The organism is Acidimicrobiia bacterium (assembly GCA_036396535.1).
GTDB lineage: Bacteria > Actinomycetota > Acidimicrobiia > Spongiisociales > UBA5794 > DASWKR01.
This window is the reverse complement of record DASWKR010000039.1, coordinates 1-15,526: the sequence shown is the minus strand read 5'-3', so window position 1 is coordinate 15,526 and position 15,526 is coordinate 1. Positions and strand designations below refer to the sequence as shown.

At 69.0% G+C, this 15,526-nt stretch carries 16 protein-coding genes; 9 read left to right on the top strand and 7 right to left on the bottom strand.

The annotated features are described in order from the left end of the window. Positions 1-10 precede the first annotated feature (10 nt). Entirely contained in the window at positions 11-559 is a 549-nt protein-coding gene (locus VGC47_07110; GenBank protein HEX9855065.1) for a putative glycolipid-binding domain-containing protein, read from the bottom strand. 1 nt (position 560) lies between these two features. Further along, positions 561-1,682, bottom strand: a complete 1,122-nt coding sequence (gene serC, locus VGC47_07105; protein HEX9855064.1) for a phosphoserine transaminase — start codon at positions 1,680-1,682, stop codon at positions 561-563. A gap of 51 nt (positions 1,683-1,733) precedes the next feature. On the opposite strand from serC, the gene VGC47_07100 reads away from it, so the two are divergent. After that, positions 1,734-2,960 carry a pyridoxal phosphate-dependent aminotransferase gene (locus VGC47_07100; protein HEX9855063.1) on the top strand — a complete coding sequence of 409 codons (1,227 nt, stop codon included), beginning with the start codon at positions 1,734-1,736 and terminating at the stop codon, positions 2,958-2,960. On the opposite strand, the gene aroQ is transcribed toward VGC47_07100, so the two are convergent. Both aroQ and VGC47_07090 read right to left on the bottom strand, forming a co-directional pair. Further along, the gene (gene aroQ, locus VGC47_07095) at positions 2,947-4,134 is read right to left on the bottom strand and encodes a type II 3-dehydroquinate dehydratase (GenBank protein ID HEX9855062.1); all 1,188 of its coding nucleotides are present in this window, start codon (positions 4,132-4,134) and stop codon (positions 2,947-2,949) included. The two genes, VGC47_07100 and aroQ, sit on opposite strands and share 14 nt — an antisense overlap. Positions 4,135-4,143: 9 nt before the next feature. Further along, on the bottom strand, positions 4,144-4,920 hold the full coding sequence (locus VGC47_07090) for a lipoate--protein ligase family protein (protein ID HEX9855061.1): 777 nt from the start codon (positions 4,918-4,920) through the stop codon (positions 4,144-4,146). Positions 4,921-4,983: 63 nt separating this feature from the next. On the opposite strand from VGC47_07090, the gene VGC47_07085 reads away from it, so the two are divergent. The 4 genes from VGC47_07085 (at position 4,984) to VGC47_07070 (ending at position 8,581) form a co-directional block, all read left to right on the top strand. Then, positions 4,984-5,712 (top strand): hypothetical protein, encoded by a 729-nt coding sequence (locus VGC47_07085; GenBank protein ID HEX9855060.1) that lies wholly within the window; start codon positions 4,984-4,986, stop codon positions 5,710-5,712. A 189-nt stretch (positions 5,713-5,901) separates the two neighbouring features. Further along, positions 5,902-7,662 carry an ABC transporter ATP-binding protein gene (locus VGC47_07080; GenBank protein ID HEX9855059.1) on the top strand — a complete coding sequence of 587 codons (1,761 nt, stop codon included), beginning with the start codon at positions 5,902-5,904 and terminating at the stop codon, positions 7,660-7,662. Next, complete coding sequence (locus VGC47_07075; GenBank protein ID HEX9855058.1) at positions 7,659-8,039, top strand: hypothetical protein; 381 nt, start codon at positions 7,659-7,661, stop codon at positions 8,037-8,039. The genes VGC47_07080 and VGC47_07075 overlap by 4 nt, the downstream gene beginning before the upstream one ends. Beyond that, positions 8,036-8,581, top strand: a complete 546-nt coding sequence (locus tag VGC47_07070) for an NUDIX hydrolase (protein HEX9855057.1) — start codon at positions 8,036-8,038, stop codon at positions 8,579-8,581. The genes VGC47_07075 and VGC47_07070 overlap by 4 nt, the downstream gene beginning before the upstream one ends. A gap of 46 nt (positions 8,582-8,627) precedes the next feature. Here VGC47_07070 and VGC47_07065 read toward each other — a convergent pair whose 3' ends face one another. After that, the gene (locus VGC47_07065) at positions 8,628-9,143 is read right to left on the bottom strand and encodes a universal stress protein (GenBank protein HEX9855056.1); all 516 of its coding nucleotides are present in this window, start codon (positions 9,141-9,143) and stop codon (positions 8,628-8,630) included. A 106-nt stretch (positions 9,144-9,249) separates the two neighbouring features. Here VGC47_07065 and VGC47_07060 point away from each other — a divergent pair, with 106 nt between their 5' ends. From VGC47_07060 to VGC47_07045, 4 genes are all read left to right on the top strand, one after another. Next, entirely contained in the window at positions 9,250-9,957 is a 708-nt protein-coding gene (locus VGC47_07060) for a response regulator transcription factor (GenBank protein HEX9855055.1), read from the top strand. Then, a complete protein-coding gene (locus VGC47_07055) occupies positions 9,954-11,135 on the top strand; it encodes a HAMP domain-containing sensor histidine kinase (GenBank protein HEX9855054.1) in 1,182 nt (393 codons plus the stop codon). The genes VGC47_07060 and VGC47_07055 overlap by 4 nt, the downstream gene beginning before the upstream one ends. Before the next feature lie 43 nt (positions 11,136-11,178). Further along, positions 11,179-11,694 carry a flavin reductase family protein gene (locus VGC47_07050; protein ID HEX9855053.1) on the top strand — a complete coding sequence of 172 codons (516 nt, stop codon included), beginning with the start codon at positions 11,179-11,181 and terminating at the stop codon, positions 11,692-11,694. A gap of 75 nt (positions 11,695-11,769) precedes the next feature. Beyond that, a complete protein-coding gene (locus VGC47_07045) occupies positions 11,770-12,537 on the top strand; it encodes an SDR family oxidoreductase (GenBank protein ID HEX9855052.1) in 768 nt (255 codons plus the stop codon). A 16-nt stretch (positions 12,538-12,553) separates the two neighbouring features. Here VGC47_07045 and VGC47_07040 read toward each other — a convergent pair whose 3' ends face one another. Both VGC47_07040 and VGC47_07035 read right to left on the bottom strand, forming a co-directional pair. Beyond that, positions 12,554-13,744, bottom strand: a complete 1,191-nt coding sequence (locus tag VGC47_07040; protein ID HEX9855051.1) for a DUF4032 domain-containing protein — start codon at positions 13,742-13,744, stop codon at positions 12,554-12,556. Between the two features lie 43 nt (positions 13,745-13,787). Continuing rightward, entirely contained in the window at positions 13,788-15,356 is a 1,569-nt protein-coding gene (locus VGC47_07035) for an aldehyde dehydrogenase family protein (GenBank protein ID HEX9855050.1), read from the bottom strand. Between the last annotated feature and the right edge of the window lie 170 nt (positions 15,357-15,526).

Sequence of the window (15,526 nt, the reverse complement as noted above, 5' to 3'; positions counted from 1 at the left end):
GCCACGGAGATCACGACGAGGTCACGGATTCCCAGACGCCCTGGTAGTCGACCACGAGCCCGTTCTCGTCCACCGCGACCTCCGCACGGAACGAGCCCTGGGAGTAGAGGTAGCGCTGGTCTGCGATCCGCTGGTACCGCTGACTCACCCGCTTGATCTCGTGCGCCGGGAACTGGATGTAGGCGGCGGTGATCTCGGTTTCCTCTCCCACCTGCAGCTCGAGTCGGTTGACCGGAAGGGTGTTGGTCGCAGGCGTCCACGCCAAGTCGACGTCGATGGCCCCATACAGGTCGAGGACCGGGCTGTCCGACACCGACCACCCGCCCTCACCGTCCGCAGTGAGCGCCAGTCGCCTGTCACCCTCGGGGCCCTGGACGTGGGCGCCGACCGTCCTCGTCCGCCACCGGCGGTCGGTGATCACCGTGTAGCGGATCTCGTACGGGACGTCGTCGAACACGACGAGCGCCGTCCCTGCGAGGCGGTGGCCGTCGGGAGTCGCGGTCAGCTCGCACCGGTCGAAACCGGGTGTGTCGAGACGGCGCCACAGGATCGCCGGCACCTCAGAGGCGCTCGATGATGTGGTCGACCGCACGCGTCAGCTTCTCGACGTCGGTCGGGTCGACGTTCGGGAAGCACGCGATGCGGAGCTGGTTGCGGCCGAGCTTGCGGTAGCCGAACGTGTCGAGGATCCCGTTGTCGCGCAGGACGCCCTCGACGACGTCGGCACTCACTTCCGGGACCAGGTCGACGGTCACCACCGTGGACGATCGCATGGCCGGATCGGTGACGAACGGAGCGGCGTAGACAGAAGCGTCTGCCCATGCGTAGACCGTCTCCGAAGACGTCTTCGACCGCTTCACGGCCCAATCGAGGCCGCCGAGCTCGTGCATGACGGCGATCTGCCGGTCGAGCAGGAACAACGTCGCCAGAGCCGGCGTGTTGTACGTCTGATCCTTGCGCGAGTTGTCGAGGGCGGTGCGGAGGTCGAGAAAGGGTGGGATCCACCGTTCCGACGACGCCAGCCGCTCGATCCTGGACACCGCGAATGGGGAGCACAGGGCGATCCAGAGTCCCCCGTCCGAGCCGAACGCCTTCTGTGGCGAGAAGTAGTAGACGTCGAACTGGTCCACGTCGGCGTGGGCCGCCCCCGCGGCCGAGGTGGCGTCGACGACGACGAGCCCGTCGGCGCCCTCCGGGCGCGCTATCGGCATCATCACGCCGGTCGACGTCTCGTTGTGCGTGAAGGCGTACACGTCGACGTCCTGTCGGGCGGCCGGGTGGGGATGGGTCCCCGGATCCGACTCGATGAGCTCGGGCTCGTCGAGGTGCGGGGCGCCTGCCACGACCGATGCGAACTTGGCGGAGAACTCGCCGAAGACGAGATGCTGGCTGCGGCGCTCGATGAGACCGAAGGCCGCCGCATCCCAGAAGGCGGTAGCGCCTCCGACGCCGAGGAGCACCTCGAAGCCGGCCGGGAGGTTGTACAACTCGCTCAGACCGGCCCTGATCCGGTGGACGACCTTCTTCACCCTGTCCTGGCGATGGCTCGTCCCCATGTAGGTCGAGCCGCTGACACCGAGCTCGAGGAGGCTCTCGAGCCGGACCTTCGACGGGCCGGAACCGAAGCGCCCGTCGATGGGCAGCAGCTCGGCGGGGAGCTGTATCTCAGGTCGATCCGGCATGCTTCCTCGCCGTTGTATGGTGCGAGACTGACCGGTGGAGGGTAACAACCGATGAGTCGGACGAGGATGCGGAGCCTCTCGCACAGGGTCGAGGCGATCGAGGAGTCGGCGACCATGGCAATCACGGCCAAGGCGCGCGGCATGGCAGCAGCCGGAATCGACGTGATCGGCTTCGGAGCAGGCGAGCCCGACTTCCCGACGCCGCGACCCATCGTCGAGGCGGCCATCGCGGCGGCCGGCGACCCGACCTTCCACCACTACACGGCGGCGGCCGGGCTGCCGGCGCTGCGCCGCGCCGTTGCAGACAAGACGCGGCGCGACTCCGGCGTGGACGTCGAGCCCTCTCAGGTCGTGATCACGAACGGGGCCAAACACGCCATCTACGCGACGTGCCAGGTGCTCCTCGACCCCGGCGACGAGGTGTTGCTGGCTGCGCCGTACTGGGTGACCTACCCCGAGGCAGTGAGGCTCGCAGGGGGCGTTCCCGTCGTCGTCGAGACGGGGCCTGCGGATGGCTTCCTGACGTCGGTCTCGGACCTCGAGGCGAAGCGCACCGAGCGGACCAAGTTGCTCGTGTTCGTCTCGCCGTCCAATCCGACGGGCGCGGTGTTCCCCGAGGACCAGGTGAGGGCGATCGGCCGATGGGCCGCCGAGCACGACCTCTGGGTCCTGACGGACGAGATCTACGAGCACCTCGTGTACGGGGGCGCCGAGTTCACGTCGATGCCGGCGGTCGCACCCGAGATCGCCGACCGGTGCGTGATCGTCAACGGGGTCGCCAAGACGTATGCCATGACCGGCTGGCGGGTCGGCTGGCTCGTCGGCCCGGAGGCGGTCGCGGCGGCCGCCGCCCGCCTGCAGTCGCACATGACGTCGAACGTGTCGAACGTCGCCCAGATGGCAGCTCTGGCGGCGGTCACGGGTCCTCTCGACGCCGCATTCTCGATGCGCCAGGAGTTCGACAGGCGCCGCGTGACGATGTACCGCATGCTCGGCGAGATCCCCGGCGTCGACTGCGTCGAGCCGCGGGGCGCCTTCTACGCCTTCCCGTCGATCGAGGGGCTCATCGGCCGGGAGCTGGCCGGACGGGTCGCCGCCTCGAGCCTCGACGTCGCCGACATCGCCCTCAGCGAGGCCCGGGTCGCCTTCGTTCCCGGCGAGGCGTTCGGCGCACCGGGCTACGCCCGGTTCTCCTTCGCCCTGGCGTACGACGACATGGTGGAGGGTCTGGAGCGCTTCGCCGGACTCGTGACCGGCTCGCGAGTCACATCCGGCTGAGCGCCGGGAGTGTCAGTGCCCAGGCCTCGCTTCCGGCGTCGATGAGCTCCATGTGACCGGTGCCTGCCAGCTCGTGGTACACGACGTCGTCGCCGGCGGCCTGTGCCCTGGCGACGAACCGGCGCGACATCTCGACCGGCACCGACTCGTCGTCGGTACCGTGGATCACCACCTGGGTCACGCCGAGCGGCAGGAGCTCGGCGGGAGATGCCGCCGCGAACCTCTCCGCCCCGCCGCTCGGCGAGCGACGTAGCAGCTCCTCGACGGCGCTCGAGGAGAGCCCGCGCCTGTGGGCGTCGGCCAGGTCGCTCACGGGAGCCAGCGCAACGATCGAGCGCAGCCGCACCCGGGAGGCATCGGGGGCGCGGCCGGGGTGGAGGCTCGGGCGCGCCGCCGCCCACAGTGCCAGCTGCCCTCCGGCGGAGTGCCCGACGACGCCCGCCCGATCCAGGTCGAGGCGAGTCTCCACATCGGCGAGGGCGTCGATCCCGGCTGCGACGTCCTCGAACGTCGCAGGCCAGCCCCCGCCGTTGCCGATCCTGCGGTACTCGAGGTTCCACGATGCGAAGCCGTGCCGCGCCAGGTCGACCGCCAGCCCGTCCATCAGGTCGCGGGTCCACGGATCCCTCCAGAACCCCCCGTGGATGAGGACCACAACCGGATGAGGGCCGGGAGCGGAGGGGAGTCGCAGATCGGCGACCTGATCGGCTGCCTCGCCGTAGCGGACGGTCTCGTGGTTCCACGCCGCGTCGTTGACGAGCTTGCGCAATGCGTCCCTGTAGCCGGGGACGCCTCGGCCCTGGATGGCGTAGCTGCAGGCGGGTGCGGTGACCGAGGTGCGCCGCCACGGCTCCCTCGCATGGATGTTCGATATGTGGATCTCGACGGCGGGGACGTCGACGGACAGCAGGGCGTCATGGATCGCGTAGCTGTAGTGCGAGTACGCCCCGGGGTTGATCACGATGCCGTCCTGGGCGCCGACGGTTCCGTGGATGGCGTCGATGATCGCCCCCTCGTGGTTCGAGTGGAATGTCGCCACCTCGAGGCCGAGTTCCGAGCCCTCGGTGCGCACGATGGACTCGAGGGCAGGCAGCGTCGTGTCCCCGTACACCGCCGGTTCGCGGGTCCCGAGGAGGTTCAGGTTGGGCCCGTTGATGACCAGCACTCGGCGCATCCGACGAGGCTACCAACCACCCGTGGCGGCACCGGGCACCAGCACATGGTCCCCGACGAGGCGGTCGGCGAGCTCCAGCGTGCCCTCGTCGATCTCGCCGGGCGCCACGGCGCCCAGCGTCGGGAGCTCGGCGACGATGGCATCGGACACGGCGCCCAACGTCAACCCGGGGAGTGCCTCGTCGAGGGCACCGGTGGCGTCCGGGTCCCACGCGACCCCGAGGTGGCGGTACACGGGGACGAGGGGTCGGTTGACGAGCCCCGGGTCGCTCACGACGACGACCCCGCCGACGTGGGCCGCACCCCTCGCCAGCCGCTGACCGACGCCCATCACCTTGCCGCCGCCCGCGAGGTGGACGCTGTACCTGCCGGGGCAGTACTCGCCGGCCAGCTCGCCGACCTCCGTTGCGATGCCGAGCCTGGCGAACGCCGCCACCATCAGGGCGGCCATGGACTCGTACCGAAGAGTGACCGAGGCGCGCGGCTCGGCATCGGGAACGGTCCAGTGGAAGGCGAGGGTTCTCTCATGGAACACCGCTGCCCGGCCACCGGCGAGGCGCAGGACCGGGAGGAAGCCCTCGTCTCCGGCGGCGGCGACCGCTGCCGGGAATGCTTCCTCCAGCATGTCGTGCTTTCCGAAGGCGACGATCCGACCGGGGACATGGAGGCGGAACGTTTCGCCGAGCAGGCCTTCCGATGCGCGGACCAGCAACGCCCTGGCGATGGCGGTGTCACGCCCCGGAACGCCCGGATAGCCTTCGCTGAGAAACCGGACGGAGCGTTCCATCCGCCGGCAGGGTACCGGCTGAACGGAACGGTTTTCGCGGATCCACCGGTAATCTCGTTGGCGGTGGCGATTCCTACTCTCTCATCGATCTGGCGCGGCACGCTCGTCTGCGCCGCCGCCGCCGCGCTCGTCGTGGGCTGCGGCGACGGCGGCCTGCTCGATGGCCTCGGAGAGCGGTCGGAGGACGTCGTGCGCGGGTCGACGACGACGAGCACCACGATCCTCGTCGTCGACGACGAGCAGGAGTTCACGTCGATCGACGCCACCGACGTCAGCTGGTGGAACGATGACATCGAGAAGCAGGTCGAGGGTGACTCTTCCTTCGTGATCACTCGGATCTTCCAGCGGGGCGACCGGGTGACGAAGTTCGTCCAGGCGAGCCGTCTCGAGATCGCGGCTGCGCTGCCGGACATCAGGTTCCCCGGGCTCGTGCCGGCCGACGTCGGCTGGGTGACCAGCCAGCTCGTGTTCGACGTCATCTCGGGCCAGCTCGACCCGGAGACGGCGGCGGCGTTCGGGCTGTGGACGGTCGAGCCGTACACCGTCAACGAAGGCAGGGCGGCCATACTGCGGATCGGGTTCGCCACGGACGCAGACCTGCAGAGCCTCGAGATCCGCCCGGAGCCGGTCGATGAGGGGCTCAGCCTCATCTGGGCCACCGGCAAGTACCGCTACGAGCTGTTCTGCCGCACCGCCCTCCCCGAGGAGCTGTGCTGGCAGATGGCCGAGTCCGCCCGCCGCCTCGACAGGCAGCTCCCACCGGGGGCGGACGTGAGCGCCGCCGCCCCCTGATCCGTCGTGGAGGGGGACGGCCCTCCCTAATCTCGATGGTCGGACTCGAGGAGGTGTGTCATCTTCCACGGTGGCGGGTGGTGGTCGTACGTACGGTACGACGAGGAGCAGGAGCAGCCCAAGCTCGACCGAGCGCTGCTGCGCCGCGTCATCGGGTACGCATCCGGGTACAAGCTCCAGATCGGGATCGTGCTCGCCACGATCGTCGTGATCTCCGGGTTGACGACGGTCCAGCCGCTGCTGATCCGCTCCCTCCTCGACAGGGCGATCCCGGAAGGCGACCTCGGGCTCGTCACGTGGCTCGGCGTCGGCATGGTGGCGGTCCCGGTCGTCAGCGGCGCGGTCGGGGTGCTGCAGCGATGGGCATCGGCGTCGATGGGCGAGGGCATCATCTTCGACCTGCGGCGCCAGCTCTACGGCCACCTGCAGCGAATGTCACTCGGCTTCTTCACAGCCACCAGGACCGGCGAGCTCATGAGCCGGCTGAACAGCGACGTGGTCGGCGCCCAGTCCGCCGTGACGGGGACCTTCGTGACCCTCGTGTCGAACCTCGTCGCCGTCGTGATCACGGTCGTCGTCATGCTGCGCCTCGAGTGGCGGCTGACGCTGTTGGCGATCGCCATCCTCCCGCTCTTCATCCTGTCGTCCCGGAGGGTCGGGCGCATGCTCCGCACGATCAGCCGGGAGCAGATGGAGAACAACGCCAAGATGAGCGCCCACATGCAGGAGACCCTCGGCGTGTCGGGCGCCCTCCTCGTGAAGCTCTTCGGGCGGATCGGCTTCGAAGAGGCGAAGTTCGCCGGCAGGGCCGCCAGCGTGCGCGACCTCGGCGTGCGCCAGGCAACCATCGGCCGCTGGTTCTTCATGGCGCTCGGTGTCATGTCTGCGCTCGGTACCGCCCTCGTGTTCTGGCTCGGCGCCGCCATGGTCATCAACGGCACGCTCACGACGGGAGACATCGTCGCCCTCTCGATGCTCCTCGGGAACCTCTACGGCCCGCTCTCCGCCCTCACGAACGCCCGCGTCGAGTTCGTGACGTCACTCGTCTCGTTCGAGCGGGTGTTCGAGGTGCTCGAGTTGCCCCACGACATCGCCGAGCCTCTGCGCCCTGTCGCCGTTGCCGCCATCGAGGGGGACGTCGAGTTCGACTCGGTGACCTTCTCATATGGCGCCGCATCGTCCGGCCTCGACTCGGTGCGGCGCTACGGCTGGTCGTCGATGACCGAGGAGCAGGCGGCGACGAGGTCACCCGCAGACATGTACGCGCTGCGCGACGTCTCGTTCCACATCGCCCCGGGCGAGCTCGTCGCCCTCGTCGGTCCGAGCGGAGCGGGCAAGACGACCACGACGTACCTGGTGCCGAGGCTCTATGACGCCACGAGCGGAGTCGTGCGGATCGACGGTCGGGACGTCAGGGAGTATCCCCTCGACCTGCTGGCGCACAGCGTCGGGGTCGTCACCCAGGAGACGTACCTCTTCCACGACACCATCGCCCAGAACCTCTCGTACGCCAAGGCCGACGCCACCGAGGCGGAACTGAGGGCGGCGGCGACGGCGGCCAACATCGCCGATTTCATCGAGCGCCTTCCGCTCGGCTACCAGACGGTGGTCGGCGAGCGAGGCTACCGCCTGTCGGGCGGTGAGAAACAGCGGATGGCGATCGCCAGGGTCATCCTCAAGGACCCCCAGATCCTCATCCTCGACGAGGCGACGTCACACCTCGACGCCGAGTCCGAAGCCCTCATCCAAGAGGCGCTCGAGAGGGTCATGAAGGGCCGCACGTCTCTCGTCATCGCGCACCGGTTGTCCACGATCCTCTCGGCGGACAGGATCCTCGTGTTCGACGAAGGGAGGCTCGTCGAGAGCGGTGACCACGGTGAGCTCCTGGCGCTCGGCGGCCTCTACGCCAGGCTGTACCGCACCCAGTTCAGGGTGAAGGGCGAGGCGTGAGGCGGGCCGTGCTCGCCGTGTTGACGCTCGCCGCCGCGGCGTGCGGGGGTGGGGACTCCGGCTCGGAGGGCTGCGCCCACGTCATCGGTGTCTCCATCGCGGAGGTCGGCACGAACGTGTATTCCGTGGCGGCAACCATCGAGTCGGCCGACACCGGCTGGGAGAAGTACGCAGACCGGTTCGAGGTGCGGGCCGGTGACGGCACCGTGCTCGGTGGTCTGGTACTGACCCATCCGCACGAGGATGAGCAGCCCTTCACCAGGACCGTCGCCGAGGTGACCATTCCAGCCGGCACGGATGGTGTCGTGGTGGCGGCACACGACTCGGAGGGTGGATTCTGCGGGAACGGCTTCTCGATCGCGGTCCCCGGCCGATGACCGCCGGCCCGCCATACCCGGTCTGGTCGGGCGAAGGCTGGGTCGAGGTACCGGTCCCGCCCGACGGCGAGGTGACGGTCGTCCCGAACGTGAATGCCCTCATATACCGGGGAACGAGCCGAGACGAGGTTCTCCTCCAGCGCCGCGACAAGCCGGACGAAGCGGTGCGGGGTCGGTGGGAGCTACCGGGGGGTCGCTGGCGGGCAGGGGAGCGGCCCGACGTAGCGATCGCCAGGGAGGTGAGGGAGGAGACCTGCCTGGAGCTGCTCGCCGTCGCCGCTGCCATAGAGACCGTCGGGGACGGCTCACCTCGAGCCGCCGTCATCGCTCGCCCGCTGGCCGTGGTCAATGGGATCGACGGCGCCTACCCATCGCTCCACGTCCTCTTCGAGTGTTACGCAGAGGGCGACCCCGTGCCCCTCGTCGGCGAGACGACCGACCCGACCTGGTGGCGAGTCGATGACCTCCGGGCGGAGCTCGACGCCAACCCGGATGCGTTCGTCACCCAGACGCGGGCGATGCTGCGAGCCGCCTTCGGCTGAGTCGGTGCCGCACAGCTGCGCCGCGCACGCCGTCTCGGGCGGGGTGTCAGTCCGACTCTGAGACCGCCTGGGCGGCGGCGTCCTTGTGGGCCGGGGGCACGACGAGCACCGCCCTCCCCGATTCGATCATCACCCTGGCCGACACGCTCTCCCATGCCGACTGGTCGAAGATCTGGCGGGTGGCTCCGAGGAGGACGACATCCGCATCGAGCTCGTCTGCGAGGTCGGATATGGCGACGGCAGGGTCGGCGCCGTCGAGGAAGACCGCCTCGGCTCCTATCCCCGCCGCCTGGAGGGCGTGCACGATCGGATCGGTGATCTTGCGGCCCCGCTCCTCGACGTACTTGGCGAGGAGGGCGTCATCTTCGAGATTGGAGCGCCCGGCCCCGCCGTCCTCTGCCAGTGGGTGCCAGCGATCGGCTCCGAGGTGCTCGAGGAACGACCGGGGCACCTCGATCACCGTCGTCACAGTGACCCGACCGACTCCGTTGAGGAGGCGGCTGGTGAACTCCACGCACGGCCCGGGGCTCAGCACCCCCGTGGTTGCGACGAGAACGTGCATCCGCCCGGATACTAGGGAAGGGCTTCGTTTAGATGCCGAGTGAACAATCCGTGAATACCCGACCCGGGTGTCGAGCGGGGGTGCCTCTTCTGGATACGATGGCCGGGTGCATCATCCCGAGACGGACTCGTCGGCTGGCTCGCGCGTCCTCGTGGTCGACGACGAACCGATGGTGTGCGAGGTCGTCACCGCGTATCTCAAGCGCGACGGCTTCAGGGTCGAAACGGCTGCCGACGGCAAGCAGGCGCTCGCCGCCATCGAGCGTGCAGTGCCGGACCTCGTCGTGCTCGACGTCATGCTGCCCAACATCGACGGGTTCGACGTTCTCACCAGGATCAGGCGCATGAACGACGTCCCCATCATCCTGCTGACGGCGAGGACCGAGGAGGCAGACAGGGTCCTCGGCCTCGAGCTCGGAGCAGACGACTACGTCGTCAAGCCGTTCTCGCCGAGGGAACTGGCAGCCCGTGTGCGGTCGGTCCTGCGTAGAGCGCGCCCGGTCGCCTCGTCGGCCAGGCTCCAGTTCGGCGAGCTGGTCATCGACGGCCCGACCCGCGAAGCGTCCGTCCGCGGAGCCGTCGTCGAGTTGACGCCCAAGGAGTTCGACCTGCTGGCGTTCTTGGCGGCGTCGCCCCGCCAAGTGTTCTCGCGTGGCCAGCTCCTCGAGCAGGTGTGGGACTCTTCGGCCGACTACCAGGACCCGTCGACGGTGACCGTCCACATCAGGCGCCTTCGCCTCAAGCTCGAGGCCGATCCGGAGGACCCCCGCTGGCTGAAGACCGTGTGGGGTGTCGGATACAGGTTCGAGCCGTGAAGTTCGCGGCACTGCTCGCCATCGCGGTTGCCGTCGCAATCGTCACGTTCGAGATCACCATGCAGCCGACCGCTTCCGAGCGCGGCCAGCTCCTGGTCATCTTCGGGGCCATGGCAGCGCTCACCGGGGTCGCGGCTGCGACCCTGAGTCGATGGACCGCCCACATGCGCTCATTGCGCCTGGCGGTCGTCGTCATCGGTGTCGCCGCGCTCGTGGTCGTCGGCATCGTCACGGCCGTCTCGGCACAGCTCATGTTCATCACCGCCCACGACCTCACCCTCATCTTCATCGTCGTCGGCTTCGGCATCGCGCTCGGTGTGCTGCTCGCCACCGCGGTCGCCGAGCCCATGGAGCGCGACCTCATGCACATCCGCCGAGCCGTCGGCCGCATCGGCGAGGGCGAGTTCGGTGCCAAGACCGGCGTCGTCAGGTCGGACGAGCTCGGGGAAGCGGCGCGGGCCATCGACGGGATGGCGGAGAAGCTCTCCGCCATCCAGGCGGAGCGGCGCTCGGCGGAGAACCAGAGGCGCGACTTCCTGGCAGCCGTCGGGCACGATCTGCGATCGCCGCTGGCCGCCTTGCGGGCCACCGTCGAGGCGCTCGAGGACGGCCTGGCGCCCGACCCCGACCGCTACCTGAGGTCGATGCGAGCCGACCTCGACGCCCTCGGCCACCTCGTCGACGACCTCTTCATGCTGGCGACCATCGAGGCAGGCAAGCTCGACTTCGAGCGAACTCGCCTCGACATCGCCGAGCTGGCCGACGAGTCGCTCGACGCCCTTGCCCCGGTTGCCGCCAACCGCGGCGTCGAGCTGCGCCTGGACGCTCGGGGCTCCGTGCAGGTGCTCGGCGGTTCCAGGGAGCTCGGGAGGGCGATCCGCAACCTCGTGGACAACGCCATCCGCCACGCCCCGCCGGGCTCCGTGGTGGTCGTGCGCGTCGAGAACGGTGACGGGGCGCTCGTCAGCGTGACAGACGAGGGGCCGGGGTTTCCGGTGGAGTTGGTCGACTCGGCGTTCGAGAGCTTCGTCACCGGCGACGCGGCGCGCAGCCGCGCCGCCGGAGGGGCGGGACTCGGCCTGGCGATCGCCAGGGGAGTCGTCGCCGCCCATGGCGGGACGATCTGGGCCCAGGCAGGCCCCGGAGGCCGAGTCGCCTTCCAGCTTCCTCACAACTGAAGCGCCCTAGGCTCGACGCCGCTTGTGACGAACGGGAGAACCCATGGCGGAACCACCGGCCGAGCTGCTCAACAAGATCCTCTGGAAGATCCCGAACGTTCTGTGCCTCGTCGGATCGAGAGCCGGGGACGAGTGGAACGGTATGACGACGAGCTGGGTGACGCAGGTGGCCATGGAGCCCGTCCTGGTTGCGGTCAGCGTCGACGCCTCGGCGGTGACGAACCGCCTCATCCGCGACGGCGGATCGTTCACGGTCAACCTGTGGGATCGCGAGGACACCCGCCCGTTCGTGAAGTTCTCGAAGCCGGCGACGAGAGAGGGTGACACGCTCAATGGCAGGCCGTTTCGAGAATCGGTGACCGGCGCCCCGATATTCACCGAAGCGGCCGCCTGGCTCGATTGCCGGGTGTGGCGCACGGTCGATCTGGGCACGCACGACCTGTTCATCGGGGAGGTCGTCGACGCAGGCTTCGGACCGGTCGACGAGGAAGCCCCGGTCGCTCGCATGGAAGACACCCGCATGAAGTACGGGGGCGTCAAGCGAGGCGGCCACAACTAGGAGGCCGGCCGCTCGCCCGTCGGTAGGATCGTCTCCCGCCTGCCGGATCGAATGCCTGCCGGGAAGGATGATGCCATGGACGTTCGGGTCGACGGGCTGGTCGCCCTGGTGACGGGCGCCAGCCGGGGAATCGGCGAAGCGACCGCCGCCGAGCTGCTCGCCGGAGGGGCCAAGGGCGTCGTCATCACGAGCCGTAAAGAGGAGACGATCTCCGAGGCTGCCGCCCGCCTCGGAGACGACAGGGTCGTCCCGATCGTGGCCAAGGCCGACGATCCCGAGGGCGCCGCCGCAGCCGTAGCCGCCGCCATCGACACGTTCGGCGCCTGCGACATCCTGGTGAACAACGCCGGCACGAATCCTGCCGCGGGCGCCCTCGTCGACGTCGACCTCGGGGCAGCTTCCAAGACGTGGGCCGTCAACCAGATGGGCCCGCTCCTCTACGCCCGGGAGGCCTACCGGGCGCACATGCGGGAGCACGGCGGCCGGATCGTCAACGTGGCATCCGTCGGCGGGATCCGCCCCGGGGCGTTGATCGGCGCCTACAACATCTCGAAGGCCGCCCTCATCCACCTCACCCGCCAGCTGGCGATGGAGATGGCGCCGGGGGTGCGGGTCAACGCGGTTGCTCCTTCCGTCGTGCGCACCAGGCTGGCGGCCGCGCTGTGGGAGAACATCGAGAGCGAGGTTGCGGCGACGCATCCGCTCGGGCGAATCGGAGAGCCCGGGGACGTGGCTCGGGCGATCATGTTCCTCGTCTCGGACGCCTCCTCGTGGATTACGGGCGTCACTCTGCCCGTCGACGGCGGCGTCACGGGTGCCACCCCTGCGACCAGCCTCCACTGACGCACGGCGGGCCGTCTCAGTAGCCGGGCATCCCCTCGGCGATCCACGACTCGTAAGCCTCGTCGTTGCCGACGTCGCGGCCGAGCGTGGCAGCCAAGAGGTATCGATGGTGCAGGAAGTCGGTGTACAGCTGCACCGGGTCGGCATCGGCCGGAGCGTCCGCCGTGATCCCGGCGAGGAGGGGCTCGAAGACGTCGACCCGCCACTTGATCGCGGTCAGCGACTTTCCCGTGGCGGTGACGGTTGCGTTGCGGGCCTCGTAGTACGCCAGATCGGCGAGGATCTGCCTCGCCTGGTTCTCGGAGGCCTCGATCCGTGTCAGCTCGCGGAGCCTCGTCGAGTGGAAGTTACGGCCGGCGACCTGCACCTTGACCTTGACGCGCTCGCTGCCGTCGTCCGTCGGGATGAGGTCGAGCTCGTCGAGGTCGAAGCCGAGCTCATTGAGCCGTGAGACGTGGGCGCGGATCTTGTAGCGCTCGTCGGGGCCGATCAGGAGCTCGTTCTCGAGCTCGGACCAGAGCGCTGCGTACCGGTGGGCGATGTCCTCGCCGAGGGACATGTCGGCGTCGTCGATGTCGAGCCCCCGAGACGCCGCGATGTCTGCCATCTCGCCGGCGACGTTGAGGGTCATGATGTCGATGTCGTAGTACCGCTGGCCGTCGGTGAGCGTCTCGTGGATCTCGGCGGTCTCGGCGTCGATCATCACCGCCTCGATCGCCCCGGCGTCGTATCGGTAGAGGACGTTCGACAGCGAGCAGTCGCCCCAGAAGCACCCCGCCAGGTGGAGCTCGACGAGGAGTCCGGCGAAGGCGTCGAGCATCTTGTCGCGGCTCCTGCCGAACCCGCCTTCCGAGACGAGCTCGCGGTACGTGAATGCGTAATCGACGTAGCTGGTGATGACGACTCCGGAGCCCTCGATGTCGCCGGTCAGCCAGGGGCGGTCGACGACCGCCACGGCGGTGCCGACCCGAGAGAGCTGCGTCTCGAGTGCCCGCAGGGTCTCGAACTCGTGGTAGGCGACCCGGCGCACCAGCTCCTTCACGACGTATACGCCCTCCGGGTACGAGACGAAGCGAACGGGGTGCCGATGGATCCCGGTCGGCAGCTCGACGATCCGTTCATCGGTCCAGTCGTTGATGGGAGTCGACCAGTCGAGGTCGAGGAAGTCGGGATGGCCCTCCCGCACCGAGACTGCTGGGGTGGTCACCCGCCGATTGTTGCAGCGGTCCCGACCCCGCCGGCGGCTTTTGTCACGACTCGACGACCGTGCGCGACTGCTCCCGCATGTACTGCGTCACGTAGTACGGCCCTCCGCCCGCTTTCCCCGACGTTCCAGAGCCCTTCCACCCTCCGAACGGCTGCACCGCCGGCCAGGCGCCCGTGGTGGCGCCCGCCCGGCGGTTCACGTACACGACTCCGGCTTCGATCCCGTCGAGGAACGCCGCCACCTCGGACTCGTCCTCGCTGAAGAACCCTGCCGTCAGGCCGTACTCGGTGTCGTTCGCCAGCGCCAAGCCCTCGTCGAGCGACTCGATCGCCTCGACGGCGGTGAACGGCACGAAGAGCTCGCGCTTCCACAGCCACGAGTCGCGGGTGGCGGTGACGACGGTGGGCGCCACGAAGTACCCGGCGTCGAGCCCCGAGCCGGACAGCCGGGTGCCGCCCGTGAGGACCGCGCCGTCCTTGCGCGCCTGCTGGGTCGCCTCGAGGTATCGCTCGACCGCGCCCGAGTCGATGACGGGCCCGAGGTATGTCTCCCGGTCGAGGGGGTTGCCGACGACGATGCGCTCCGCCTTGTCGACGAGCAGGTCGACGAAGTCGTCGTACACCGACGAGGCGACGTAGACCCGCGAGTTGGCGGAGCACTTCTGACCCCCGAACCCGAACGCCGATCTCATGACGCCGTCGGTCGCCTTGTCGAGGTCGGCGTTGCCGGTCACGATCACCGGGTTCTTGCCTCCCATCTCGCAGATGGCCGGCTTCGGGTACACGGATGAGAACGACCCGAGGATGCCCATGCCGACGTCGTACGAACCCGTGAACGTGATGCCGTCGACGCCTGCGTGGTGCACGAGATCCCGCCCCACGGTCGTCCCCGACCCGGTGAGCAGGTGGAACACCCCTGGAGGAACCCCGGCCTGCGCCATCAGCCGCGCCAGCTCCACCCCGAGCAACGCCCCCGTGTTCGACGGTTTGAGGATGACCGTGTTGCCCGCCACCAGGGCGGCGCCCACCGGACCCGCCGCCAGCGCCATCGGGAAGTTGAACGGGCTGATCACTGCCCAGACCCCGTACGGCCGCATGACGTCGTACGTCGCCTCGCTCGGGGAGAGCCGGTTCATGGGGATGGAGAACCCGTCGTGCTCCTCCATCTCGTGGCAGTAGTACCGGATGAGGTCGGCGGACTCCTCGACGTCCCCGAGCGCCTCGAGACGGTTCTTGCCGACCTCGTACGTCATCAACGCTGACAGGACGTTGCGGTTGTCGCTGATGAGCTCGGCGACCGTGCGCAGCGCTGCGACCCTCTCCGTCCACGGGGTGGCGGCCCATGCATTCGCCGCGGCGCCGGCTGCCGCGACCGCATCGTCGACGTCGCCCGTCGCCGCTTGGGCATACCTCCCGACCACGATCGAGGTGTCGATCGGGGAGCGCTCCTCGTACGTGCCGGCGCCTTCCCGATCGACGCCGTCGACGATCAGGGGATGCGTGGCGCCCAGCCGGTCTCCGGCGTCGACGATGCCCTGGTCGAAGGCGGCCTGGAGCTCTTCGTTGTCGGCTGACATGGTTGCGTACGTGACGCGAAACGCCTCTGCGGTCATGCTCGGCTCCTGGTGCGGTGAGAGGGGGCGAACGCTAATGGGCGCGGATCGGTTTCGTGTTTGCGAGGCTGGTCTGGAGCCGCTGGCAGGTGAGCACTATCGGACGCTGGGCCGTTGAGCCCTATCGCTAGAGCGTGCCCCGGCTGGTGGTTGGTGGTCTGAACGGCTGG

Bases quoted from the DNA above. Each gene is read 5' to 3' on its own strand.
- VGC47_07035 (HEX9855050.1), bottom strand. From the start codon at position 15,356: ATGACCGCAGAGGCGTTTCGCGTCACGTACGCAACCATGTCAGCCGAC.
- VGC47_07070 (HEX9855057.1), top strand. From the start codon at position 8,036: ATGACCGCCGGCCCGCCATACCCGGTCTGGTCGGGCGAAGGCTGGGTC.
- VGC47_07065 (HEX9855056.1), bottom strand. From the start codon at position 9,143: ATGCACGTTCTCGTCGCAACCACGGGGGTGCTGAGCCCCGGGCCGTGC.
- serC (HEX9855064.1), bottom strand. From the start codon at position 1,682: ATGCCGGATCGACCTGAGATACAGCTCCCCGCCGAGCTGCTGCCCATC.
- VGC47_07100 (HEX9855063.1), top strand. From the start codon at position 1,734: ATGAGTCGGACGAGGATGCGGAGCCTCTCGCACAGGGTCGAGGCGATC.
- VGC47_07050 (HEX9855053.1), top strand. From the start codon at position 11,179: ATGGCGGAACCACCGGCCGAGCTGCTCAACAAGATCCTCTGGAAGATC.
- VGC47_07090 (HEX9855061.1), bottom strand. From the start codon at position 4,920: ATGGAACGCTCCGTCCGGTTTCTCAGCGAAGGCTATCCGGGCGTTCCG.
- VGC47_07045 (HEX9855052.1), top strand. From the start codon at position 11,770: ATGGACGTTCGGGTCGACGGGCTGGTCGCCCTGGTGACGGGCGCCAGC.
- aroQ (HEX9855062.1), bottom strand. From the start codon at position 4,134: ATGCGCCGAGTGCTGGTCATCAACGGGCCCAACCTGAACCTCCTCGGG.